General features: G+C 57.2%; 26 protein-coding genes. 13 read left to right on the top strand and 13 right to left on the bottom strand.

Annotation, left to right across the window (positions count from 1 at the left end; genetic code table 11):
• Positions 1–18 precede the first annotated feature (18 nt).
• A complete protein-coding gene (locus ACR0IP_RS05415; protein ID WP_480524249.1) occupies positions 19–420 on the bottom strand; it encodes a DM13 domain-containing protein in 402 nt (133 codons plus the stop codon).
• Between the two features lie 200 nt (positions 421–620).
• Between ACR0IP_RS05415 and hslU the strand changes: the two genes are divergently transcribed.
• Together hslU and ACR0IP_RS05405 are read left to right on the top strand one after the other, a co-directional pair.
• Positions 621–1928, top strand: a complete 1308-nt coding sequence (hslU, locus tag ACR0IP_RS05410; protein ID WP_170643409.1) for an ATP-dependent protease ATPase subunit HslU — start codon at positions 621–623, stop codon at positions 1926–1928.
• Between the two features lie 181 nt (positions 1929–2109).
• A complete protein-coding gene (locus ACR0IP_RS05405; RefSeq protein ID WP_480524247.1) occupies positions 2110–3138 on the top strand; it encodes an alpha/beta hydrolase in 1029 nt (342 codons plus the stop codon).
• Positions 3139–3190: 52 nt separating this feature from the next.
• On the opposite strand, the gene ACR0IP_RS05400 is transcribed toward ACR0IP_RS05405, so the two are convergent.
• Genes ACR0IP_RS05400 through ACR0IP_RS05390 form a run of 3 tightly spaced genes read right to left on the bottom strand, consistent with a single transcriptional unit; the run spans position 3191 to position 5471 of the window.
• Complete coding sequence (locus ACR0IP_RS05400; RefSeq protein ID WP_480524245.1) at positions 3191–3778, bottom strand: Smr/MutS family protein; 588 nt, start codon at positions 3776–3778, stop codon at positions 3191–3193.
• Positions 3778–4815 (bottom strand): murein transglycosylase A, encoded by a 1038-nt coding sequence (mltA, locus tag ACR0IP_RS05395; protein ID WP_170380192.1) that lies wholly within the window; start codon positions 4813–4815, stop codon positions 3778–3780. Before mltA ends, ACR0IP_RS05400 begins: the two co-directional genes overlap by 1 nt.
• Complete coding sequence (locus ACR0IP_RS05390; protein ID WP_170380193.1) at positions 4812–5471, bottom strand: Tim44/TimA family putative adaptor protein; 660 nt, start codon at positions 5469–5471, stop codon at positions 4812–4814. Before ACR0IP_RS05390 ends, mltA begins: the two co-directional genes overlap by 4 nt.
• 108 nt (positions 5472–5579) lie before the next feature.
• Between ACR0IP_RS05390 and ACR0IP_RS05385 the strand changes: the two genes are divergently transcribed.
• On the top strand, positions 5580–6080 hold the full coding sequence (locus ACR0IP_RS05385) for an FxsA family protein (protein WP_170380194.1): 501 nt from the start codon (positions 5580–5582) through the stop codon (positions 6078–6080).
• Positions 6081–6134: 54 nt separating this feature from the next.
• Positions 6135–6644, top strand: a complete 510-nt coding sequence (gene secB, locus ACR0IP_RS05380; protein WP_170380195.1) for a protein-export chaperone SecB — start codon at positions 6135–6137, stop codon at positions 6642–6644.
• 27 nt (positions 6645–6671) lie between these two features.
• Here secB and dnaQ read toward each other — a convergent pair whose 3' ends face one another.
• The 4 genes from dnaQ to ACR0IP_RS05360 are packed head-to-tail and all read right to left on the bottom strand — an operon-like array spanning position 6672 to position 9406.
• Positions 6672–7394: a DNA polymerase III subunit epsilon gene (gene dnaQ / locus ACR0IP_RS05375; protein WP_170380196.1), complete on the bottom strand. Its 723-nt coding sequence runs from the start codon at positions 7392–7394 to the stop codon at positions 6672–6674.
• On the bottom strand, positions 7387–7980 hold the full coding sequence (gene coaE / locus ACR0IP_RS05370) for a dephospho-CoA kinase (RefSeq protein WP_480524242.1): 594 nt from the start codon (positions 7978–7980) through the stop codon (positions 7387–7389). The genes dnaQ and coaE overlap by 8 nt, the downstream gene beginning before the upstream one ends.
• Entirely contained in the window at positions 7977–8810 is an 834-nt protein-coding gene (locus ACR0IP_RS05365; RefSeq protein ID WP_480524240.1) for a shikimate dehydrogenase, read from the bottom strand. The genes coaE and ACR0IP_RS05365 overlap by 4 nt, the downstream gene beginning before the upstream one ends.
• Positions 8807–9406, bottom strand: a complete 600-nt coding sequence (locus ACR0IP_RS05360; protein WP_170720515.1) for a nucleoside triphosphate pyrophosphatase — start codon at positions 9404–9406, stop codon at positions 8807–8809. Before ACR0IP_RS05360 ends, ACR0IP_RS05365 begins: the two co-directional genes overlap by 4 nt.
• A 404-nt stretch (positions 9407–9810) precedes the next feature.
• Between ACR0IP_RS05360 and ACR0IP_RS05355 the strand changes: the two genes are divergently transcribed.
• From ACR0IP_RS05355 to ACR0IP_RS05325, 7 genes are all read left to right on the top strand, one after another.
• Entirely contained in the window at positions 9811–10260 is a 450-nt protein-coding gene (locus ACR0IP_RS05355) for a CopD family protein (protein WP_170720518.1), read from the top strand.
• Between the two features lie 135 nt (positions 10261–10395).
• Positions 10396–11667, top strand: a complete 1272-nt coding sequence (rho, locus tag ACR0IP_RS05350; protein ID WP_170462843.1) for a transcription termination factor Rho — start codon at positions 10396–10398, stop codon at positions 11665–11667.
• 30 nt (positions 11668–11697) lie between these two features.
• The gene (mnmE, locus tag ACR0IP_RS05345; protein WP_480524237.1) at positions 11698–12984 is read left to right on the top strand and encodes a tRNA uridine-5-carboxymethylaminomethyl(34) synthesis GTPase MnmE; all 1287 of its coding nucleotides are present in this window, start codon (positions 11698–11700) and stop codon (positions 12982–12984) included.
• Between the two features lie 12 nt (positions 12985–12996).
• Positions 12997–14865, top strand: coding sequence for a tRNA uridine-5-carboxymethylaminomethyl(34) synthesis enzyme MnmG (gene mnmG / locus ACR0IP_RS05340; RefSeq protein ID WP_480524235.1), 1869 nt, complete (start codon positions 12997–12999; stop codon positions 14863–14865).
• Entirely contained in the window at positions 14862–15473 is a 612-nt protein-coding gene (rsmG, locus tag ACR0IP_RS05335; RefSeq protein ID WP_480524233.1) for a 16S rRNA (guanine(527)-N(7))-methyltransferase RsmG, read from the top strand. Before mnmG ends, rsmG begins: the two co-directional genes overlap by 4 nt.
• Positions 15466–16269 carry a ParA family protein gene (locus tag ACR0IP_RS05330; RefSeq protein WP_170380205.1) on the top strand — a complete coding sequence of 268 codons (804 nt, stop codon included), beginning with the start codon at positions 15466–15468 and terminating at the stop codon, positions 16267–16269. Before rsmG ends, ACR0IP_RS05330 begins: the two co-directional genes overlap by 8 nt.
• Before the next feature lie 20 nt (positions 16270–16289).
• Entirely contained in the window at positions 16290–17186 is an 897-nt protein-coding gene (locus ACR0IP_RS05325; protein ID WP_170660974.1) for a ParB/RepB/Spo0J family partition protein, read from the top strand.
• Here ACR0IP_RS05325 and ACR0IP_RS05320 read toward each other — a convergent pair.
• Genes ACR0IP_RS05320 through rph form a run of 4 tightly spaced genes read right to left on the bottom strand, consistent with a single transcriptional unit; the run spans position 17176 to position 20001 of the window.
• The gene (locus ACR0IP_RS05320; RefSeq protein WP_170660972.1) at positions 17176–17529 is read right to left on the bottom strand and encodes a YbaN family protein; all 354 of its coding nucleotides are present in this window, start codon (positions 17527–17529) and stop codon (positions 17176–17178) included. The two genes, ACR0IP_RS05325 and ACR0IP_RS05320, sit on opposite strands and share 11 nt — an antisense overlap.
• A 3-nt stretch (positions 17530–17532) precedes the next feature.
• Positions 17533–18687 (bottom strand): radical SAM family heme chaperone HemW, encoded by a 1155-nt coding sequence (hemW, locus tag ACR0IP_RS05315; protein ID WP_480524230.1) that lies wholly within the window; start codon positions 18685–18687, stop codon positions 17533–17535.
• Positions 18677–19291: an RdgB/HAM1 family non-canonical purine NTP pyrophosphatase gene (rdgB, locus tag ACR0IP_RS05310; protein WP_480524228.1), complete on the bottom strand. Its 615-nt coding sequence runs from the start codon at positions 19289–19291 to the stop codon at positions 18677–18679. Before rdgB ends, hemW begins: the two co-directional genes overlap by 11 nt.
• Positions 19288–20001, bottom strand: coding sequence for a ribonuclease PH (rph, locus tag ACR0IP_RS05305; protein WP_480524226.1), 714 nt, complete (start codon positions 19999–20001; stop codon positions 19288–19290). The genes rdgB and rph overlap by 4 nt, the downstream gene beginning before the upstream one ends.
• 112 nt (positions 20002–20113) lie before the next feature.
• Here rph and hrcA point away from each other — a divergent pair, with 112 nt between their 5' ends.
• A complete protein-coding gene (gene hrcA, locus ACR0IP_RS05300) occupies positions 20114–21178 on the top strand; it encodes a heat-inducible transcriptional repressor HrcA (protein WP_170550810.1) in 1065 nt (354 codons plus the stop codon).
• A gap of 10 nt (positions 21179–21188) precedes the next feature.
• Positions 21189–21752, top strand: a complete 564-nt coding sequence (locus ACR0IP_RS05295; RefSeq protein ID WP_170470713.1) for a nucleotide exchange factor GrpE — start codon at positions 21189–21191, stop codon at positions 21750–21752.
• Positions 21753–21810: 58 nt separating this feature from the next.
• Here the strand turns inward: ACR0IP_RS05295 and mutS are convergent, their stop codons facing one another.
• Positions 21811–24426 carry a DNA mismatch repair protein MutS gene (mutS, locus tag ACR0IP_RS05290; protein ID WP_480524324.1) on the bottom strand — a complete coding sequence of 872 codons (2616 nt, stop codon included), beginning with the start codon at positions 24424–24426 and terminating at the stop codon, positions 21811–21813.
• Positions 24427–24521 lie beyond the last annotated feature (95 nt).

Genomic DNA, 24521 nt, shown 5'->3' with positions numbered 1-24521 from the left:
CGACCCCTGACGACGTGATTACTTCAGCGAAGCTACGCCCAGGGGTACTCCAGCAACCTCGCACCAGATGTATACTTCGTTGTATCCCGACACATCCATGGTCGGCGGGACTGCATAAGATTGCTTACCTGTAAGGTGCAACAGCGCGCCGAGTTTGCTGTCCGGGGCGTAAGTGCCGTCTTTCCCAAATGCGACGCGCGGGTCGGGGCCGTTGTCCAGCGAGAAGTCATCCCCCAGTTCAACGATGTAGCGGTCGCCATCCTTGACCAGTTTTACCGAACCGGTGGTGATGTGGTTCGAGCGGCCCTCGAACGTGCCTTTCTTTTTGGCTCCACCGGCCACAGCACTGGCGGTGCTAGCCAAGGTAAGGGCCGCGCCGGTGGCAGCAGCTTTCACAAAAAGAGAACGACGAGTCATCATGATGCGGTATCTCCATAAGATAGATGCGGGCCTGTGTGCCCGTCGCTATTTTTTATGCCGCACGCGACCCTCGCATGGCGATTCACATCACTACGAATATCCGTGTGTCTTCTGTGAGTTGTCGTGATGTTTTCGTGATCGGCTTGTGTTTTCGCGACGTATGATTAGGTTCCGCTTCGAAACAGACGGATAAAACACATATGACCGACCTGACCCCGCGCGAGATTGTCTCGGAACTGGACCGCTTCATCATCGGGCAAAAAGACGCCAAACGCGCCGTGGCCGTGGCTCTGCGCAACCGCTGGCGACGCAAGCAGTTGGCCGATGATATCCGGGATGAGGTCTACCCCAAGAACATCCTGATGATCGGCCCTACCGGCGTCGGAAAAACCGAAATCAGCCGCCGTCTGGCCAAACTGGCACGTGCACCCTTCATCAAGGTCGAGGCCACCAAGTTCACCGAAGTCGGATATGTCGGTCGTGACGTGGAACAGATCGTGCGCGATCTGGCTGATGCCGCGATCATCCAGACCCGCGAATACATGCGTGAAGATGTGAAAGCCCGCGCCCATCAGGCCGCGGAGGATCGCGTGATCGAAGCCATTGCTGGCACCGATGCCCGCGAAGCGACCCGTGAAATGTTCCGCAAGAAGTTAAAATCGGGTGAGCTGGACGACACAGAGATCGAGCTGGAGTTGTCTGACACCTCAAACCCGATGCCAATGTTCGACGTACCCGGCCAGCCCGGCAGCCAGATGGGTATGATGAATCTCGGCGATATCTTCGGCAAGGCCTTCGGCGGACGCACGGTGAAAAAGAAAGTAACCGTGGCCGAAAGCTATGACCTGCTGATCGGGGAAGAGGCCGACAAGCTGCTGGATGATGAAACCGTCAACCGCGTGGCGCTGGAGTCGGTCGAACAGAACGGCATCGTGTTTCTGGACGAGATCGACAAGGTTTGCGCGCGCGCGGAAGCGCGTGGCGGCGATGTCAGCCGTGAAGGGGTCCAGCGCGACCTGCTGCCTCTTATCGAGGGCACGACGGTGTCCACCAAACATGGCCCGGTGAAAACCGACCACATCCTGTTTATTGCCTCGGGTGCGTTCCACATCGCGAAACCCTCGGACCTGCTGCCGGAACTCCAGGGCCGTTTGCCGATCCGAGTGGAGCTGCGCGCGCTGACAGAAGAGGATTTCGTCCGCATCCTGACCGAAACGGACAACGCGCTGACCCTCCAATACAGCGCACTTATGGGCACCGAAGAGGTTACCGTCAGCTTCACCGATGACGGCATCGCGGCGCTGGCCAAGATCGCTGCGGATGTGAACCAGAGCGTTGAAAACATCGGCGCCCGGCGGCTTTACACAGTGATGGAACGTGTGTTCGAAGAACTCTCGTTCACCGCGCCCGATCAGGCCGGGACCGAGATCACGGTGAACGCGCAATTCGTAGATGACAATCTGGGTGAGTTGACGAAATCAACTGACCTCAGCCGTTACGTATTGTAACAAATCCAGCTGTATTTCGCCGCCGATTTGGCGGCGAATTTTCGTTCCGGCTGGACCTTGCACCAGAAACTGGTAACCGTGACTCAAACTCTGTTTCTTTGAGGGTTGAGCCGTGTTGCGTTTGAGTATTGCCTTTCTTGCTGTTGCTACACTGAGCGCTTGCGTCGACAGAACTGCGCAGGTGACAGTGCCATCCGCGTTGAATGTGGGATCCGCAGAAACCGTCTACGCGGCCACAACCCGGGGGCGGAACCCCGACGGAACGTTTAACGCCGACCGGGGCGAGCGGGTTCAGTACCACAAAATGACGGTCTCAATCCCGCCAAACCACACGCCAGGCACGTTGGAGTTTTCTTACGCAAACCCCAATCCGGAAAAGCAGTTTGTTTTGGCCAACACAACGGACCTGTCCGGCCCGCGTGAGTTGGCAAACCAGCTGCGCGGAGAAGATGATGTGTCGATCTTCGTGCACGGGTATAACTCAACCCATACCGAGACCGCGTTTCGCGCGGCGCAGTTGGCGCATGACCTTGATATTCCCGGATCGGTGCTGATTTATTCCTGGCCCAGTCAGGCGCGCGGGGCAGGGTATGCCTATGATCTGGACAGCATGTTGTTCGCCCGTGACGGGTTGGAGAAGACAATCCGCGACCTGAAATCCATCGGCGTGAAACGGGTTGTGCTGGTCGCCCACTCCATGGGCGGTGCCCTGTCGATGGAGATGATGCGTCAGGCAGAGCTACGCTCGCCCGGCTGGTCGCGGCGCAACCTTGATGGCGTATTCCTGATCTCACCCGATCTGGATATTGACGTATTTCGCTCGCAAATGGACAGCATCAAAACTCCGCCTGATCCCTTTGTCGTGATGGTATCGCAAAAGGACAAAATCCTGAATATCTCGGCCCGGATTCGCGGTACACCGGGGAGTGAACGGCTGGGCAATATCAGCACCATCGAGGCGCTGGCCGAATATCCGATCGAGGTGATCGACGCGACCGCGTTCAACAGCGATGCCGAGTCCTCGCATTTCGTTGCTGCAACCTCACCCGCCTTGCTGTCGCTGCTCAGTTCGGCCCGGCGTGTTGGAAACACCCTTGGAAACCGACGCCGGGGCATCGACTATTTGATCCCCAACAGTCAACGCAACCCCTCGGGTGCGACCGAGGTTGTTCTGTCTGAGACCGGACAGGCGCAGGTCGCTACTCATTAGGATTCAAGGGTTTGCCAGAGGGTCTCTAACTATTTCGGTCGGTGGGCGAAGCCTAGCAGACACGTCTGAGATAAACGTAGTAGGCACCATCCCCGCCGTGACTGATATGCGCAGGTGTCACCTGCATTACCGCCTGCGCCAAAGGCGGGATCGACAGCCAATGCGGCACCTGATTGCGCAACACACCGCGCGGGGTCGGGATCGGCCCTGGCTCGTCGCGGTCTTTCCCCTTGCCCGTGATCACCAGAACCAGGCGTTTACCCTGCGCTTGCGCCGTTAGCACAAAGCGCACGAGCGCCGGATGCGCGGTGTCAATCCGCATCCCATGCAGGTCAAGCTTGCCCTCGGGTTTGAGCTTACCACGCTTCATGCGGCCAAAGGCCTTTGTGTCCATCTGAACGGGGGCGGCGCGCAGCGTCTCGGTGATCGACGGCTTCAACCGGTTGGAAGAAGGCTTGGGAGGTTGGTTCTGCCCCAGCTCAAACGCCTCAATCCGCGGTTTTGGCAGTTTCTTGGGCGTGGGTTTGGGCAGAGTTGTCGGATGCACGGTCTGAGGGATCTCGGGGTGCAGCCGCTCAGCCTGTTTGGCGACCTTGCGCCACAGCTCGATCTCATCGCTGGTCAGTTTGCGCCGGGTCATCAGTAGTCATCCGTCGCCATGGCAAAGGCGCGCTGGATCGGCAGCAACACGACCATGCGACCTGGGTCCTTTAACCGACCGGCAGCTTGCCCGGCCTCATCGCCGGTTCCAAAGAAGATATCAGCGCGTTGCGCGCCCTTGATCGCCGCGCCGGTATCCTGCGCGATCATCAGGCGGCGCAAGGGCTTCTTGCCGTCTTTCTCAACCCAGACTGGAGCACCTAGCGGCGTATAGGCAGGATCGGCCGCGATGCTGCGCATGGTCGTGATTGAGCGGTTCATAGCACCTAAAGGCCCCAGTTCCGGCGCAACCCGGCTAACCTCGCGGAAGAACACGTAAGAGGGGTTGTGGAACAAGAGCTCAGCCCCAGCTTCGGGGTTCTTGCGTACCCAGGCCTGGATCATCTGCGCGCTGACCGCATGGGCGCCCAAAGCGCCGCGCCGGACCAGCTCAACCCCGATCGAGCGGTAGGGCTGCCCGTTCGCGCCGCCATATCCCACACGCAAGGCACCGCCATCAGGCAGGCGTACCCGGCCAGAACCCTGAATTTGCAGAAAGAACAGCTCAACCGGGTCATCGACCCACGCGATCTCAAGCCCGCGGCCCTGCATCACATCACTGGTCAGGATCTCGCGCCGGCTGAGCCACGGTCCGTCCCGCGCTTCGGGCGGCATCTTGTAGATCGGGTACTTGAACCGATCCGTCCGGGTTCTGGAGCCATCGAGCTCTGGCTCAAAATACCCGGTGAACAGCCCGTCGTTGCCATCCTCAACCAGAACGGGCCGGAAGAAGAGTTCAAAGAAGGATCGCGCGGCATCCCCCTCATAGGTCTGGGCGACACCGCAAAGCGCACGCCAATCCGGGTCGTTCAGATCACCGCAGGTGTTCAGAAAAACGGAAAGGGCCGCGCCGTGGTCATCCTCGGCCCAGCCCTGAAGGTCATCAAACGAAAGGACGGATCGCGTCGCCTCGGCTCCGGCGGCGCTGGCAGTGGTCATCGCACCCACCAGAATAAGCGACCGGAGCGTGGCAATCATGCGTCCGTGGCAACAAGCAGCCAGTTTGGATCGTCCTTGCCCATCACGCGGGCAAAGGTCCAGCTGTCCTTTTGGCGTTTCACGGTATTCGGGTTGCCTTCGATGATGTCACCACCGCGATCCCGTACGACTGAGGTTAGCTCACCAATGAATTTCATCGTGATTTCGGCCTCATTCGTATCCTTGTCAAAGGACACATCGGTCAGGGTGGTTTCACGCACGCCGATGAACTCGGCCTCAATCGTCAGGCCTTGATCTTCGCGCGCGGATACAACCGAGACGAAGGTTTCGAACACATCTTCGGCCAGGAAGGGCTGGATCTCATCCAAGTTGCCTTTCTCAAAACCCATCACGATCATCTCGTAGGCGCCACGGGCACCCTGAACAAATTCACTGACCGAGAAACTGGGCTCGACCCGCTTCATCGCGGCCAGGGTCTGTGCTTGCTCGCTGTCTTCGGGAACGTGGTCTGTAATGTCATGATCCGGACCGCCTTCGATCACTTCGAAATCACGACGGGACGCGCCCGCATCGGGCTGATGCGGAACAGGGGGTTTTTCGAAACCTTCACGCGTTCCCAGCACGCTTTTCAAACGCAGGATCAGGAAAACGGCAATTCCGGCCAGTACCAGCAGCTGGATCATGGGTTCGTTCATTTCATCCTCTTTTCAGAACCGAGACTTTGTGTACGCGGCCTCCTGCCACTATGTAGGTGACAGTTGGTGGCAAGTCCACAGTTCGGCCATAGGTAAAGGATAACGCAAATGTACCTGTTCTTGGCATTTTTATTGGTTCCGATCCTCGAGATCGCCCTGTTCATCCAGGTTGGCGGTCTGATCGGCTTGTGGCCAACCCTTGCCATCGTGGTTCTGACGGCGGTTCTGGGCACCACATTGGTACGGACACAAGGTCGCATGGCGCTTGGGCAATTGCAGCAATCCTTCGCCACTCTGGACGACCCGACCGAGCCCTTGGCACATGGCGCAATGATCCTTCTATCCGGCGCGTTGCTGCTGACACCCGGCTTTTTCACCGATGCCGTTGGGTTTGCACTGTTAATCCCCGGCGTGCGGATCGCCGTTTTCCGCTATCTGAAGACCAAAGTGACCGTGACCCAGTTCCAGATGGGGCCCGGCGCGGGCTTTCAACAGCCGCGCGAACCGTTTGATCAGGGCGACGTGATTGACGGCGAGTTTACCGAAGTGCGCCCACGCAAGGACCCCTCGAAACCGTCAAAATGGGTGGAAGGTCCCCACCAGCATTGAGGTGCCGCGCGCAACTTGCTAAGCAGTGTCGAATTTCATTTTTGGAGTAGATCCATGGCCGAAGAAAACGCTGCAGAAAACACTGCGGCTCAAGCCGCCCCTCAGGTTCAGATGCGCGTTCTGGGACAGTTCATTCGTGATATGTCCTTTGAAAACGTCATGGCGCAAAAAGGCGTATCCGGTGACGTACAGCCCGAGATTCAGGTTCAGGTGAACCTGGATGCGAAAAAGCGTCAGGTCGAGCATCAGTATGAAGTTTCGATCAAGCTGAAGCTGACCTCGAAAGCCAAAGGCATGGACGATGTCCTGTTCCTATGTGAGCTGGACTATTGCGGGCTGTTCCACGTGGAAGGCGTGCCAGAAGATCAGCTGCACCCGTTCCTGATGATCGAATGCCCGCGCATGCTGTTCCCGTTCCTGCGCCGTATCGTCAGCGACGTAACCCGCGATGGCGGCTATCCGCCAGTGAACCTGGACAACATTGATTTCGTTGCACTTTACCGCAACGAACTGATGCGCCGTCAGGCCGCTCAGGCGGAACAGGCCGAGCAGACCGACGCCTAAATCCCTTGAGCCCCGTGCCTGACCGGATCAGGCGCGGGTCCACAGGGCGCTTTCGCCCAGCTTCTCGACAAATGCCTTATGCGCTGCGCGCTCATCCTCGGTGATCCGGGATGGCAGGGGCGTTGCGCGCGGTGTCGGACGCCAGTCATCTGCACCCCCCGCACCGGACGCAGCCGAAGTGGACAAGCCGAAATCCGGTTGGCGTCCTCCGATCAGCTCCAGATAGACCTCGGCCAGGATCTCCGAGTCCAAGAGCGCGCCGTGCAGCACCCGGTTCGAGTTGTCGATATTGAACCGCCGGCACAGCGCATCCAACGAGGCCGGAGAGCCCGGAAACCGTTTGCGCGCAATGGCGAGCGTATCGAGCGCCTGATCCATCGGAATCGGCGGCAGGCCCATCCATTTCAGCTCGGCGTTCAGGAACTTCATGTCGAAGGAGGCGTTGTGGATCACCAGTTTCGCGTCGCCGATAAAATCCCGAAACCCTTGACCGACCTTGGCAAAGACCGGTTTGTCTTTCAGCGTCACCTCGCCCTTTTCGGGCGGGCGCGGGGTTTCCAGCAGGTCGGGGCCGATGCCATGCACGCCAAACGCCTCTTCCGGCATACCGCGTTCCGGGTTTATATAGACATGATAGGTCTCGCCCGTGGCCACATGGTTCCACAGCTCAACCGCGCCGATCTCGACAATCCGGTCACCGCTTTCAGGATCAAAGCCCGTGGTTTCGGTATCGAGTACAATCTCACGCATCAGCCATCCCCGCCCGTATCTGTCTGACCACATCCTGCACCTGCGCGCGGGCATGGTCCAGTGTGTCGGTGTCTATCACATAGTCCGAGCGCGCACATTTCTCGTCATTCGGCATCTGCTTGGCGCGGATTTGCTCAAACTGCGCCTCGGACATCGTGCCGCGTTCCATCACCCGGCGTTTTTGTTCGTCAGCCGATACCCGAACGCAGGCGACCGCATCCATCGCGGCATCACCGCCCGTTTCGAACAGAAGGGGGATGTCGAACACCAGAATATCGGCCGCGGCACTTTCGCGAAACGCGGCGCGATCTGCGGCGACCAGGGGATGAACGATCGCCTCAATCTGTTTCAACGCAGAACTGTCTTCGGAAATAATCCGTTTTAAAGCGTCGCGGCTAACTGCGCCTTCCACGAAAGCCGACGGAAAGACCTCACCCATCGGCCCAACTGCCGCGCCACCTTTGGCATAGAGACGATGCACCGCCGCATCCGCATCCCAAAGCGCGCAGCCTTCATCGACGAACATCCGCGCCGTGGTGCTTTTGCCCATCCCGATCGAGCCTGTCAGGCCAAGCGCAAACCTCATGCCAGTACGGCCACGCGCAAATCATCATTGACCTCGGGGCGCACGCCGAACCAACGTTCAAAGCCCGGAACGGCCTGATGCAGCAGCATGCCCAACCCATCGACCACGGTGCATCCGGCCTCTTCCGCTGTTTTCAGCAGGTTGGTCTTGAGCGGCGCGTAGACAAGATCGGTCACCACGGCACCCGGCTGCAACCCATCCAATGGCACCCGCAGCTCGGGCTGGCCCTGCATGCCCAGAGATGTCGTGTTGACCACAAGTTCAGCGTTTTCGATCACGTTTCCGGCCTGTACCCAATCCACAACAGTGATGCGCTGGCCGAATTCTTCTTTCAGATGATCAGCTCGGGCACGGGTCCGGTTGGTCAGCAGGATTTCTGGCACGCCCGCATCCGCCAGCGCCTGCAAAACGGCGCGCGCCGCTCCGCCCGCGCCAAAGACCACGGCGGGGCCATCCTTGGCGTTCCAATCCGGTGCCCCAGCGCGCAGGTTCTCCATGAACCCATAGCCATCGGTGTTGTCCGCATGGATCGAGCCATCCTCGCGGAAAACCAGCGTATTCGCGGCCCCGATCACGGTCGCTCGGTCCGAGACATGGTCAGCAATACGCAAAGCAGCCTCTTTATGCGGCACCGTCACGTTGGTTCCCACAAAACCGGCTTTGGGCAGGGTGCGCAAAACGGTCTCCAGATCAGCCGGGGCGACGTCCATGGGGACGTAGTGCCCCTCTAGCCCACAGGTCTCCAACCAATGCCCATGCAATTTGGGCGAACGGGAATGGCCCACCGGGTGCCCGATCACTCCGGCCAGAGGAATCTTGTGGTCCGTCATTGATCAATCACCCCTTTGACAGCCAGATAATTGAGCAGCTCCAACAGTGGCATACCCAAAACGTTAAAATAGTCGCCGTCAATGGTGGCGAACAGGCGGACGCCTTCTTCCTCAAGCTTATATGCGCCCACCGCGTGGCGGATGCTGTCCCAGTTGCGGTCGACATAGTCGCGCAGGTAGGCATCCGAGTTCATCCGCATCCGCAGGCGCACCTGGCCGACATGGCGCCAGATCGGCTCACCATTCTGATAGATCACCGCTGCGGACAGCAACATGTGCCGCTTGCCCCGCATCATCTTCAACTGGGCAAAGGCGTCTTCAGCTGTCTCAGGCTTTGACAGCAGCTGCCCGTCGAAATCCAAAACCTGATCGCAGCCCAGCACCATCGCTCCGGGCGTCTTGTCACTCACCTTGCGCGCTTTCATTTCCGCCAGCGCATCGGCAATGTCACGCGGCGAGGCGCTTTCAGCCAACAAGGCATGCTTTATGCTATCCTCGTCCACGCGGGCGATCTGAACAGAGAAAGGCACGCCTGCATTTTCCAGCAACTGCGCGCGAATGGAGGATCCTGAGGCTAGGACGATGGGGACAGACATGTGGACAACCCCGTGGGCAAATCGTTGAGCGGTCTTGGACGCTTTGTATGGTTTTCAGATTGACACGCAAGCCCCGGAATTTCGCGAAAAACTTCCCTGAGTCGCTCAAACATCATCCAATCGGGGTAAGGATAACTTGGAAACAGCGGATAACCGGGGAATCTGGATTTGTTCAAGGTGTTATCCCCAGATACATCCTCGCATCTAAATCTTAGCTATATGTTTTATATAGTTTATTTATGAAATTCACAGAATCACTCAAATCACGTGCAAAACTGTCCACCTGGGGAAAACCAATGGGTAAAAAAGTAATCCACGGATTTTACCCACTCTACAAAACCATCTTCCTTTCTTCTTTCTTATTTTTTTATTAGGGAGAGTTCCGAGCAGCACCCGGAGCCGAGATGACCGATCTTCTTTTCACGATTTACCCGTGGGTGAAGTCCCTTCACATCATGGCGGTAATTTCGTGGATGGCAGGACTGTTCTACCTTCCCCGTCTGTTCGTCTATCACGTAGAAAAAGCGCAAGCGGTTAACGGGGCTGAGACCATCTTCTTCGAAATGGAAGAGAAGCTGCTGCGTGTGATCATGCGCCCTGCGATGATCGTGGCATGGGTTTGTGGTCTGATCATGGTGTTCACACCGGGCATCGTCGGCTGGGATTTTGCATGGCCCTGGCTCAAGGGTGCGGCCGTGATTGGTATGACCTGGTTTCATCATTGGCTGTTGGCCCGCCGCAAGGATTTCGCTGAGGGGCGAAATAAGCTCACTGGGCGGCAGTATCGCATGATGAACGAGGTTCCGACCGTTCTGATGGTTGTCATCGTTCTAGCGGTCATTCTGAAGTTCTGAGGGCCGTTCCAGCAAGGGCCTGTTTGACTCCGCAGATTGACACAACTATGTAGGGGTCAACACGCCCGTCCGGGCGGCGTCTTTTCCGTACTGAAATTCAACTTCGAACCGCAGTCCGCGGTGAAGGTATGCATCATGTCCAATGAATCCCTGAATCTGGCCGACCTGAAAGCCAAAAGCCCCAAAGACCTTCTGGCAATGGCCGAAGAGCTGGAGATCGAAAACGCCTCGACCATGCGTAAAGGCGAGATGATGTTCCAGATTCTGCGCGAACGCGCGGATGAGGGCTGGACTGTTGGCGGTGACGGTGTGCTTGAGGTCCTGCAAGACGGCTTCGGCTTCCTGCGCTCGCCTGAGGCGAACTATCTGCCGGGTCCGGACGACATCTATGTCTCGCCTGACATGATCCGTCAGCACTCGCTGCGCACTGGTGACACCGTTGAAGGCGAAATCAAAGCGCCCGACGATAGCGAGCGGTATTTTGCGCTGACCAAGGTCACCAAGATCAACTTTGAAGATCCTGAGAAGGCCAAGCACAAAATCCTCTTCGACAACCTGACGCCGCTCTACCCGGATGAGCGTCTGAAAATGGAGATAGAGGACCCGACCATCAAGGACAAGTCGGCCCGTGTGATCGACCTGGTCTCACCCATCGGTAAAGGCCAGCGGTCGCTGATCGTGGCACCTCCGCGGACCGGTAAGACGGTGATCCTGCAGAATATCGCGCACTCGATCGAACAGAACCACCCGGAGTGTTACCTGATCGTTCTGCTGATCGATGAACGGCCCGAAGAGGTGACCGACATGCAGCGCTCGGTGAAGGGTGAGGTTGTGTCCTCGACCTTTGATGAACCTGCAACGCGCCACGTCGCCGTGTCCGAGATGGTGATCGAAAAAGCCAAGCGTTTGGTCGAACATAAACGAGATGTTGTTATTCTTCTCGATTCGATCACAAGACTTGGTAGGGCGTTTAACACCGTGGTCCCATCCTCGGGTAAGGTTCTGACCGGTGGTGTGGATGCGAATGCTCTGCAACGGCCCAAGCGGTTCTTTGGTGCTGCGCGGAACATTGAAGAGGGTGGCTCGCTGACCATTATCGCCACCGCGCTTATCGATACCGGTAGCCGGATGGATGAGGTCATCTTCGAAGAATTCAAGGGCACGGGTAACTCGGAAATCGTTCTGGATCGTAAGATCGCAGACAAGCGTGTATTCCCGGCCATCGACATCCTCAAATCTGGTACCCGGAAAGAGGACCTGCTGGTCGACAAGGGCGATCTGGCCAAAACCTTCGTTCTGCGCCGTATCCTCAACCCGATGGGGACCACGGACGCTATCGAGTTCCTGCTGTCCAAGCTGAAACAGACGAAGACAAACGGCGAGTTCTTCGATTCGATGAACACCTGACACAGGTCTTAACTGACGCGAGGCCTTCGAATGGATACTATATTCGCCTTGGCCAGCGCTCAAGGCAAAGCAGGGGTGGCGGTCATCCGCCTCTCTGGTCCTGACGCGCATCGTGCTGCGGCCGGGATGACTGGCGGCGCGCTTCCGGCGCGTGGGATGTCTCTGCGAGCTCTTAGGGATGCTGACGGGGCTCGTCTGGATGATGGGCTGGTTTTGACGTTCAAGGCTCCAGCCAGCTTCACCGGTGAAGATGTGGCTGAGCTGCAGATTCACGGAAGTACGGCCTCGGTCAATGCTGTCATGCGCTGTTTGTCAGAAACGGACGGTCTGCGCCTTGCCGAACCCGGAGAGTTCACCCGCCGCGCATTGGAAAACGGCAAGATGGATTTGGCCCAGGTCGAAGGCCTTGCCGATTTGATCGACGCCGAAACGGAAGCCCAACGGAAACAGGCGCAAACGATCCTCGCTGGCGAGTTGGGAAACCTGGCCGAGCGATGGAGGAGGGACCTGATCCGTGCTGCCTCTCTGTTGGAGGCCGTGATCGACTTTGCCGATGAGGAGGTTCCGACAGATGTCACCCCCGAGGTGCGCGAGCTGATCTCGGGCGTCATGGCCGACTTGAAGCGCGAAGCAGATGGCGTTCAGATCGCGGAACGCATCCGAACCGGCTTTGAAGTTGCAATCGTCGGCCTTCCCAACGCGGGCAAGTCTACCTTGCTGAATGCTTTGGCGGGGCGAGACGCTGCAATTACATCAGAATATGCGGGGACAACGCGGGACGTCATCGAAGTCCGAATGGATCTGGCAGGACTCCCAGTGACACTACTGGACACCGCCGGGCTGCGTGATACGGAGGACCACGTAGAAAGTCTTGGTATCGCATTGGCTAAGAAACGCGCTGAAGCTGCCGATCTGCGTGTGTTCCTGTCTGACGAACCGTTGCATCTTGGTGTTGATATTCAGCCAGATGATATTCAGGTGGCACCGAAAGCGGACCTTCGAAACCCAGAAGACGGTGGGGTTTCCGGGAAAACGGGTCAGGGGATTGATCAGCTGATATCCAACATATCGCGTGTACTGAGTGATCGTACCACTAGCCATGGTATTGCAACACGAGAACGCCATCGTACTGCTTTGATTAAAGCTTTGGACGCTCTGACTGCGGCAATGTCGGTTCTGGAATCGGGTCCAGACTTGTATGATATAGCAGCAGAAGAGATGCGCACTGCGATCCGTGCACTTGAATCTTTGGTGGGCAGAATAGGCGTTGAGGATCTGTTAGATGAAATATTCTCGAGCTTCTGTCTGGGAAAATAGGGAGTGTTTCACGTGAAACATTCAGACTTCGATGTAGTCGTCATTGGCGCGGGGCACGCGGGCACCGAGGCTGCGCATGCTGCAGCCCGAATGGGTGTTTCGACAGCATTGGTCACGCTATCTGCCGCAGATATCGGTGTGATGTCCTGCAATCCTGCAATCGGAGGATTGGGTAAAGGCCACTTGGTTCGCGAGATAGATGCCCTGGACGGCGTCATGGGACGTGTTGCAGACCAAGCAGGGATACAGTTCCGGCTGCTAAACCGCCGAAAAGGGCCAGCAGTTCAGGGTCCAAGGACGCAAGCGGATAGGGCGCTTTACCGAGCAGCGATGCAAAAGGAAACGGATAGGCAAGAAAACCTGTCTGTTATTGTTGGCGAAGTCGTAGACTTTCTGATGACACAGGATCGTGTTGCCGGCGTTAGGTTGGACGACGGGTCAGAAATCTCAGCAAAGTCAGTCATTCTTACGTCCGGCACGTTCCTTCGAGGGGTCATTCACATCGGAGATGTCTCGCGACCCGGAGGTCGCATGGGAGATCGCCCTTCCGTCAGATTGACGGAACGTTTGGATGCATATGACCTTCCAACTGGACGGTTGAAGACGGGAACCCCACCGAGGCTGGATGGACGCACAATTGATTGGTCAGGGTTGGAGCGTCAGGACGGCGACGACGAGCCAACCTTGTTCTCGTTCCTATCGACTTCGGTTGTCGCGCCTCAGATTTCGTGTGGAATCACCCATACGAACGCTCAGACACATGAAATAATTGAAAAGAATCTAAGCAAGTCAGCGATGTATGGCGGGCATATCGATGGTGTTGGTCCAAGATATTGCCCGTCGATCGAAGACAAGATTGTTCGGTTTGCAGAGAAAGACTCGCATCAGATCTTCCTTGAGCCCGAAGGGGTGAATGACCATACGATATACCCCAATGGTATTTCAACGTCTCTGCCGCAGGATGTGCAGCTACAATATGTTCGTTCGATCAAAGGGCTAGAGAATGCTGATATCCTGCAACCCGGTTATGCCATCGAGTACGACTATATAGACCCCCGTGTCTTATCAGCTTCTTTGGCCTTGCCCGAGATTCCAGGCCTATATCTAGCGGGTCAGATCAACGGAACCACAGGATATGAGGAGGCTGCCGCTCAGGGTATGGTTGCTGGCCTCAATGCTGCTTTGGCTGTTCAGGGTCGGGAACCGATCCATTTCACTCGCGCCGATAGCTATATCGGTGTCATGATAGATGATCTTACCACCCGAGGCGTTGCAGAACCGTATCGGATGTTCACCTCTCGTGCAGAGTTCAGATTGTCACTTCGAGCAGATAATGCAGATCAGCGTTTGACGCCTATTGGATTGCAGTTGGGTTGCGTTGGAAGCGGACGTCGACAAGCTTTCACAAAAAAGATGGACAAGTTGAACGACGCGAAATCGCTTCTGAGCGATAGAACCTATACGCCGAAAGAGGTTTTGGCTGCTGGTATCAATGTTAATCAGGACGGGAATAGGCGTGATGGAATGGCGATTTTGGCTTTTCCGGATGTGGCTTTTGAGGACCTGCTGCCCTTGATACCTGAACTGGACACGGTGACGCCAGAAATCCGGCTTCAGGTCGCTAGGGATGCGCTATACGCAAACTACATCGCACGGCAGCAGCGGGATGTCGAAGCGATGAAGAGGGATGAATCCTATCAGATTCCCAGGGATTTCGACTATTTTGCTTTAGATGGCCTTTCATCTGAAATGAAGCAAAAGCTGTCTCAGGCAAAACCCGGAAATATTGCCCAGGCCAGTAGGGTAGAAGGCGTTACTCCCGCGGCCTTGACCTTGGTTTTGGCAAAACTTCGGCGCGATCAAAAAGTTAAGCAAGCATGAAGCCTGAATTTTCCAAGTTTGATGTTTCACGTGAAACATTCGACAGAATGGATGTGTATGTGGAGCTGGTGAAACGCTGGAATCCCAAAATTAACCTGGTCTCAAAGAACAGTCTGGAGGATATCTGGGATCGACATATTCTGGATTCCGTCCAGGTATTCCGGTGTGCAACGGCTGCAGATACCTGGGTTGATATCGGAACCGGAGGCGGATTTCCGGGGATGGTGTGTGCGATTATGGCATTGGAAGAGTCACCCAATACCCGTTTCCAATTTGTTGAAAGCGATCAGAGGAAATCGGCTTTTCTAAGGAACGTTGCCCGCGAATGTGGTGTGACGTGCCAGGTCATTTCAAAACGAATCGAATCTGTTGATCCACTAGCAGCTGATATTCTATCGGCTCGCGCTTTGGCAGATCTGCGTACATTATTGTCCTTTTGTGACAGGCATTTAAGCGAAAAAGGCACTGCTTTGTTGCCGAAAGGCGCGAACTGGAAAAAAGAACTGTCAGAGGCTCAGGAAGAATGGAATTTCGATGTTGAGCCGATTACAAGTTTAACAGAGCCCCAAGCCGTAATCCTTAAAATCAAAGGAGTATCTCGTGGTTGATCTTTCTCGTCCTTCAGGGCCCCGGATAATTGCGGTTGCCAATCAGAAGGGCGGAGTTGGGAAAACCACGACAGCGATAAATCTGGCTGCTGGTCTGGCCGAAGCTGGCTGCCGGGTTCTGGTTGTTGATCTCGATCCGCAGGGCAACGCGTCGACTGGATTAGGTGTCGAAGATCGAGATTGGACCACTTATGATCTTATTTTGGACGACGCACCGCTAGAGGCGGTCATACAAGAGACTGAGATAGGTGGCCTTTTCGTCATTCCCGCCACTGTCGATCTGAGCTCGGCGGATATCGAACTCATCTCAAATGAAAAACGCAGCTACTTGTTGCATGACGCATTGCGACAAACCTCAATAGATGGATTCGAGCTGGATTTTGTTTTGATTGATTGCCCACCGTCCTTGAACCTGCTGACGGTGAACGCGATGGTAGCCTCGCATTCGGTTCTCGTTCCATTGCAGAGTGAATTCTTTGCTCTGGAGGGTTTGTCTCAGCTGATGCTGACGATTCGAGAGGTTCGTCAAACGGCGAATCCAGATCTGAGAATCGAAGGTATTGTGTTGACCATGTATGACAACCGCAACAACTTGTCCCGTCAGGTCGAGAAAGACGCACGTGACAATTTGGGTGAGATGGTTTTTAAGACCAAGATACCCAGAAATGTGCGGGTCAGTGAGGCACCGTCTTACGCGTTGCCAGTTTTGCAATATGACTCGGGCTCGCTTGGGGCGATGGCATATCGTCATCTGGCCCGCGAAGTCATGCACAAGAACAACAAAGTCGCCGCTTAAGCGACAATGAGGAGGGCGACATGAGCGCCAAAAAAGCGAAACCCAGGGGTCTTGGCCGCGGTCTTTCGGCCCTTATGGCGGACGTAACGCAGGAAACCGATGGACGCTCACCGGCTGAGCCGCGCCGGCCGGATATGACGGTTCCTATCGAAAAGCTGAAGGCAAACCCGAACCAGCCGCGCCGAACTTTCCAGCCAGAGCAATTGGATGAGTTGGCATCCTCGGTCAAGGAAAAGGGAATCATCCAGCCGTTGATCGTGCGCTCGATCGGTGCTGGAGAGTATGAAATCGTTGCGGGGGAACGCCGTTGGCGCGCAGCGCAGATGGCGCAACTACATGATATTCCAGTCATTATTCGCGACTTTGATGATACTGAAGTTTTGGAAGTCGCGATTATTGAGAATATCCAGCGGGCGGACCTGAATTCCGTCGAAGAAGCAGCTGGTTACAAGCAGCTCATGGATCGTTTCGGCCACACGCAGGAAAAACTGGCGGAGGCTTTGGGCAAAAGTCGCAGCCATATCGCTAACCTCTTGCGGCTTTTGTCTCTACCGATGGATGTGCAAGCCCTTGTGGTCGAAGGGAAATTATCCGCTGGCCATGCAAGGGCTTTGATCACGGCCGAGAATCCTTCGGAACTGGCCAAACAGGTTGTGAAAGAGGGGCTTTCGGTACGGGCGACGGAAGCCTTGGTGAAGAAGCAACAGCAAGGCACAGAAGACCGTCCCGCACCAAGGTCTCGGGATCTGAATGCAGGCAAAGATGCAGATACCCGTGCGTTGGAGAAAGACCTTTCGGCCATCTTGGCGATGAAGGTTTCGATCAATCACAAGGCGGGGACAGAATCGGGCCAAGTTGTACTGACCTATGAGAACCTGGACCAATTGGACGATCTTTGCGCCAAGCTCAGCCGTTAGGGCGGGTCCAGATAAAGATCATGACCCCGCTCAGAACGACGGCCTGAATGATCAGGACGTAGGACGGTAAAGACAGCAGAACCGAGATGCCAAAAACGGCGGCGACCGAGACGGTGGCCGCCTTTTTTGCGCTCGGACGGATTGCCCCGGAGCTTTGCCAATCAATAATCATCGGGCCAAAGACCTGATGGGTCAAAAGCCAATTGTGTAATCGGGAGGATGAGCGGGCAAAGAAAAACGCGGCCAACAGCAGAAAGGGAACGGTTGGGAGAAGCGGCAAGACCACTCCGACCATGGCGAGCGCGACGCAGAGCAAACCAAGACCGGCCCAAAGGTACTGCATCGCTTACTCCAACAACTCGCGGATCACCGCGTTCAGAACGGCACGCCCGTCTTTGGTTGCCCTTAGGCGCGTGTTTGACAGCTCGATCATGCCAAGGTCAGACAGAGAGGCGAGTTTGTCATTGGGAAGAGGGTGCCCGGAGAGAGCGCTAAACCTCTCCATATCTAGGCCTTCAGTCAATCGCAGACACATCATAAGGTATTCAGCTGCCTGTTCCACCTTAAGAACCTCAGCTCGATCACTTTCTCCGGATCCGGTGGAAACCGCATTTAGCCAGGTATTTGGCGACAAATGGGTCTCCGTCGCGAATTTACGTCCGTTCAAAGTGACACGACCATGCGCGCCGGGTCCGATGCCAACATAGTCGCCGTAGCGCCAATAGATCTGGTTGTGCTGAGACTCGGACCCGGGGCGGGCATGGTTGGAGATTTCATAGGCTGGCAGGCCGTGCGCCTCGCAGATCTCTTGCGTGGCCAGATACATATCGGCGGCGCGGTCATCCTCGGGCAAACCGCGCAATTTACCGACCGCATAGCGATCCCCAAAGGCGGTGCCCTCCTCGATCGTCAGCTGATAGAGCGACAGGTGATCGACGGCCATAGAGAGGGCCTCGGTCAACTCGGCCTGCCAAGAAGCAAGCGTCTGGTGCTGGCGCGCATAGATGAGGTCAAAACTGACGCGGTCAAAACAGGTGCGAGCGATGTCGAAGGCGGCGCGTGCTTCGGCGACCGTATGGATGCGACCCAAGCGGCGGAGGTCTTCGTCGTTCAGCGCCTGCACACCCATCGAAATCCGATTGACGCCAGCGTCACGATAGGCGGCAAAGCGCCCGGCCTCGACCGAACCAGGGTTAGCCTCGAGCGATATTTCCATGTCGTTGGCAGGTCGCCAGAGGCTGCGGGCTTCGTCAATGACGGCTGAAACGGTGTCGGGGTTCATCAGTGACGGGGTGCCACCGCCAAAGAAGATCGTATTGAGAACCCTGTCGGGCGTTTCACTGGCTGATCGGTGCAGTTCGGCTAGATAAGAATCAAGCCATTGTTTTTGATCAATATTTTTCGAAACATGGCTGTTGAAATCGCAATAGGGGCACTTGGCCTCGCAAAAGGGCCAATGCACATACAGGCCAAAGCCCCCATTACGCCAATCATCCGCCAAAGCAGCCCTTCACGAACATCTCCACCGCGCGGCCGCGATGGCTGATCTTGTTCTTTTCCCAACGATCCATCTCGGCAAAGGTAATGTCGTGACCTTCGGGGACAAACATAGGGTCATACCCGAAGCCGTCCTTACCTCGGATTGGCCAGACGAGATGACCGGGTGCGATGCCTTCGAACACTTCGTCATGACCGTCGGGCCAGGCCAGAACCAGCGTGCAGCGAAATTGCGCGGTGCGCGGATGCGCTGCGTTCTTGGCCTCTAGTTCGTCATGTGCACGGGTCATGGCCATCATGAAATCGCGGCCATTGTCGTTTTCGGCCCAGTCGGCCGTATAGACACCCGGCGCACCGTCCAGCGCGTCGATGGTGATCCCGGAATCGTCCGACAGGGCAGGCAGGCCGGTGGCCTTGGCGGCAGCATGCGCTTTGATCCGGGCATTGCCGACAAAGGTATCTTCAGTCTCGTCCGGTTCGGGCAGGTTCATTTCTGCCGCGCCAACCACGGTCACGCCAAAGGGGTTGAGGAGATGTGCCATCTCCTCAAGCTTGCCTTTGTTATGTGTGGCGACCAACAGCCTGTCGCCGTCGAACTTGCGGGTCATGCGGTGGCTGCCTTTTGGGCGGCAGCCAGCTCACCCGCGCCTTTTTCGGCCAGATCCATCAGTTGATCCATCTGCGCGCGGCTGAAGACCGAGCCTTCGGCGCTCATCTGGACTTCGATCAGTTTGCCCGAGCCGGTCATGATGAAGTTGCCGTCCACGCCCGCCTCGCTGTCTTCGGGGTAGTCGAGGTCCAGCACTGGCTGACCGGCGTAAATTCCGCAAGAAACCGCCGCAACAGGGTCTACCAAGGGATCCGAGATCACATCGCCCGCTTTCATCAGCTTGTTCACGGCCAGACGCAGCGCCACCCAGCCGCCGGTGATCGAGGCGCAGCGGGTGCCGCCATCCGCTTGGATGACATCACAATCGACGGTGATCTGACGCTCACCCAAAGCAACCCGGTCGACACCGGCACGCAGGGCGCGGCCGATCAGGCGCTGGATTTCAACGGTACGACCACCTTGCTTGCCCGAAGCCGCCTCACGCCGCATCCGGGTGTTGGTTGCGCGGGGCAGCATGCCGTATTCGGCAGTCACCCAACCCAGACCCGAACCTTTAATGAAGGGCGGCACGCGATCCTCGATCGTGGCAGTACACAGCACGTGGGTGTCGCCCATCTTGATCAGGCAAGATCCTTCGGCATGTTTGGTGAAGCCCGTCTCGATTGAAACGGCGCGCATTTCGTTTAGATCACGTCCTGAGGGTCGCATGGGAATTCCTTTGTTTGCTGGGTTGGGGATAACGTCCTGCGGCATTACGATGCAACCCCGATTGACCTTTCATTTACCTGCGATTTAATGGCAGTCCAGCAGGGGACCGAGAATGAGCGAAGCCAGCAGAATTCTGTCAGAGATGAACGACCGGTCGCGTGAGGTGTTTCGGCTGATCGTCGAAAGCTATCTGGAAAGCGGTGAGCCAGTGGGAAGCCGCACCCTGACGCGGACATTGTCAGAAAAAGTCAGCGCAGCGACCGTGCGCAATGTGATGCAGGATCTTGAGTTTCTGGGTCTGCTGGACAGCCCTCACGTGTCTGCAGGGCGGATTCCGACGCAGCAGGGGCTGCGGATGTTTGTGGACGGTTTGCTTGAGGTCGGCGATCTTGGCGCCGACGATCGGCAGAAGCTGGATGAGACTTTAGGCTCTAACGCAGGTGATGTTGGCGGAATGCTGGATCGCGTGGGCTCGGCCTTGTCACACGTGACACATGGCGCGTCGCTGGTTCTGACGCCAAAACACGAGGCCGAGATCAAGCATATCGAGTTTGTCTCATTGGCGCATGACCGGGCGCTGGTGGTTCTGGTTTTCTCGGATGGACATGTTGAAAACCGGCTGTTCACGCCGCCACCGGGTCAGACGCCCAGTTCGATGCGAGAGGCCGCAAATTTCCTGAATGCGCTGATAGAGGGGCGAACGCTCAGCGAAGTGCGCCGTCAAATGCTGTCGCAGATTGATGCGCGTCGGCAAGAGATCGACGTTTTGGCCCGCGAGATGGTGGAAAGCGGGATTGCGGCCTGGGACGGGGATGGAAGCGACTCAGCCCGCCTAATCGTGCGCGGTCGGGCGAATCTTTTGGCGGATTCGGGTGAGGTCGAGGAGTTGGACCGCATTCGCACCCTGTTCGATGATCTTGAACGCAAGCGCGACATTGCCGAATTCCTTGAATTGACCGAGGAAGGCGAGGGTGTGCGCATTTTTATTGGCTCCGAGAACAAACTTTTCTCACTTTCGGGTTCCTCTTTGGTGGTGTCTCCTTATATGAACGCTGATCGTAAGATAATTGGTGCGGTTGGGGTCATCGGGCCCACACGTTTGAATTATGGACGGATCGTACCGATCGTGGATTATACGGCGCAACTGGTCGGCAAGCTGATATCCGACCGGAGCTAGAGGGTAAGAGATGGCAGAGCCCAAGAACGAAGAATTTCTGGACGACATCATGGCGGCCGAAGCGGAAGAACTGGCCGAAGAGTTCGCTGAGATCAGCGATGAGGCGCTGGAACTGGATGAGTTGCGCGCCGAGCGGGATGACTACAAAGACAAGTTCATGCGCGCTTTGGCTGACGCGGAAAACGCGCGCAAGCGTGGCGACAAGGCCCGCCGGGACGCGGAGCAATATGGTGGGTCGAAACTGGCCCGCGACATGTTGCCGGTTTATGACAACATGAAGCGCGCGCTTGAAGCAGCGACCGATGAGCAGAAAGAAGTGGCTGCTGGGTTGCTGGAAGGTGTTGAGCTGACCATGCGCGCGCTTAAGGACGTATTTCAGAAGCACGGGATCGAAGTGATCACGCCCGAGGTTGGGGATCGGTTCGACCCGAATGTGCATGAGGCGATGTTTGAAGCGCCAGTGCCTGGAACCCGCGCAGGGGACATCATTCAGGTCTCTGCAGAAGGGTTTATGTTGCACGACCGTTTGCTGCGCCCGGCGCAGGTCGGTGTGTCGTCGACACCTGCGAGCTGATTGGCCTCTGCAAGGCCAAGCCTCCGGCGGAGGTATTTTTGAACAGAAGAAGGGGCGGTCAGGATTTGGCCGCCTCTTTCAGTTTGTAGATCAAGTCGAGTGCTTCGCGGGGGGTCAGCTCGTCTGGCAGGATGTCGTTCAGCATGTCTGCGACTGGTGAGGCTTTCGGCGCAGGCGGCGGCGGTGGTGGAGCGGCGGAGAAGAGCGGAAGGTCGTCGATCAGGGATTTTTGTTTACCGCCCTCACGCTCGGTTTTTTCCAGTTGATCCAACACGATGCGGGCACGTTCAACGACTGAGGCGGGCAGACCCGCCAGTTGGGCGACCTGCACGCCATAGGATCGGTCGGCGGCGCCTTTGTGAACTTCATGAAGAAAGATGACCTCACCTTCCCATTCCTTCACGGCGACGGTGGCGTTTTCGACGCCTTTAAGCTTTCCGGCCAGCGCGGTGAGTTCGTGGTAGTGCGTGGCAAACAAGGCACGACATTGGTTGGCGGCGTGCAGATGCTCCAGCGTGGCCCAGGCGATGGAGAGGCCGTCATAGGTGGCGGTCCCGCGGCCGATTTCGTCCAGAATGACGAGTGCGCGGTCATCGGCCTGGTTCAGAATGGCGGCAGTTTCGACCATTTCGACCATGAAGGTCGAGCGGCCTCGGGCGAGATCGTCTGATGCTCCGACACGGCTGAAAAGCTGGCTGACAAGGCCGATATGGGCCTGTTCCGCAGGGACGTAGCTGCCCATTTGGGCCAGTAGGGCGATCAGAGCGTTCTGGCGGAGGAAGGTTGATTTACCGGCCATGTTGGGACCGGTCAACAACCAAATGGCGGCTCCGTCTTCGGCACTGAGATCGCAGTCATTTGCGACGAAGGCATCGCCGCTTTGCTGGCGCAGCGCGTGTTCGACCACCGGGTGGCGTCCTCCCTGAACCTCAAAGGCGCGCGAAGTGTCGACTTGTGGGCGGCACCAGTTCTCACCACGCGCAAGGTCGGCAAGGGCTGTGGTCAGATCCAGCTCGGCCAGCCCTCGGGCGGCTTGGTTCAGTCGGGCGGCAAGGGTCAGAGTTTCGTCAGAAAGCCTTTTATAGAGCCGCTTTTCGACCTCCAAAGCCAGATTTCCAGCATTCAGGATACGGGTTTCGATTTCCGAGAGTTCGACGGTGGTAAACCGCACCTGATTGGCGGTGGTTTGGCGATGGATATAGGTCTCGGAGAATGGCGGGTTCAACATCTTCTCGGCATGGGTGGCCGTTGTTTCGATGAAATAGCCCAGGACATTGTTGTGCTTGATCTTCAGCGAGGTGATGCCGGTGTGTTCCGCATATTTCTGCTGAAACCCGGCAATGACAGATCGGCCTTCGTCGCGCAGGGTGCGCGCTTCGTCCAGTTCGGGGTCAAAACTGGGAGCGATGAAACCTCCGTCGCGGGCCAGCAGGGGCGGTTCGGCCACCAAAGCCTCATCTAGCAGGTTCAGGAGGTCGTCGAAGCCAACAAGGTTTTGCAAGGCAGTTCCCAGCAGGACCGGAAGATTCTGCCCTTCGCAAATGCCCGCAATTGCAGCGGCTTGGGTCAGGCCGTTGCGGATGGCGGCCAGATCGCGAGGCCCGCCACGTTCAAGCGACAGGCGAGACAGGGCGCGGTCCAGATCGGGGGTTTTGCGCAGGGCCTCGCGCAGGTCCGAGACGATCAGGCTGTCTTCGGCGGCAAAGCTGACGGCGTCGAGACGGGAGTGGATCACATCCAGATTGCGAGACGGGCTTGAGAGGCGCTGTTCCAGCAATCGTGCCCCGCCGGGTGTGACGGTGCGGTCGACCACCGACAACAACGATCCGACACGACCGCCCGACAGAGACCGGGTCAGCTCCAGATTGCGGCGCGTGGCGGCGTCGATCTGTACCACGCGGTCTTCGGATTCCTTCAAGGGCGTTTGCAGGAGGGGCAGTTTGCCCTTCTGCGTGATCTCAAGATAGTCGATCAGGGCGCCCATGGCGGAAATCTCTGCCCGGCCAAAAGACCCGAACGCCTCCAGCGCGCCCACGTGAAACAGCCCGCAGATGCGTTTTTCCGCCGCGGTACTGTCGAAACTGGCTCGCCCGACAGGCGTCAGAGAAATCCCAAGGTCGCGGACGGTTTCGTTCAGCGACTGCTCCATCCCGTCGGCGACGATCAGCTCGGATGGGGCGAGCCGAGCTAGCTCGGGGCTGAGGCGAACGGAGGTCAAAGGCATCACGTGAAACGCCCCAGTCGAGATATCGGCCCAGGCGAGTGCGGCCTCATCCCGGACCTCGGCATAAGTGGCCAGAAAGTTGTGGCGGCGGGCTTCCAGCAGGACGTCTTCGGTCAGCGTGCCGGGCGTCACCAGTCGCACGACATCGCGCTTTACCACCGATTTAGAGCCTCTTTTCTTCGCTTCCGCCGGGCTTTCCATCTGTTCGCAAACGGCCACGCGGAACCCTTTGCGGATGAGGGTCAGCAAATAGCCCTCGGCCGCATGCACCGGGACACCACACATCGGGATATCGTTACCATTGTGTTTGCCGCGCTTGGTCAGGGCGATGTCCAGCGCTTCGGCGGCGTTGACGGCGTCCTCGAAGAACATCTCGTAGAAATCGCCCATACGGTAGAACAGCAGGGCGTCGGCATGGGCCTCTTTGATCTCGAGATACTGCGCCATCATCGGCGTGACTGTGGACAAAAGCGGCCCCCTTCTGGCGTGTTCCAGACGTGACCTTACAAATCCCCCATCTTCTGTAAAAGCCGAAAACTCATTCT

The organism is Ruegeria sp. AL11, assembly GCF_056540865.1.
This window is presented reverse-complemented; position numbering and strand designations above follow the sequence as displayed.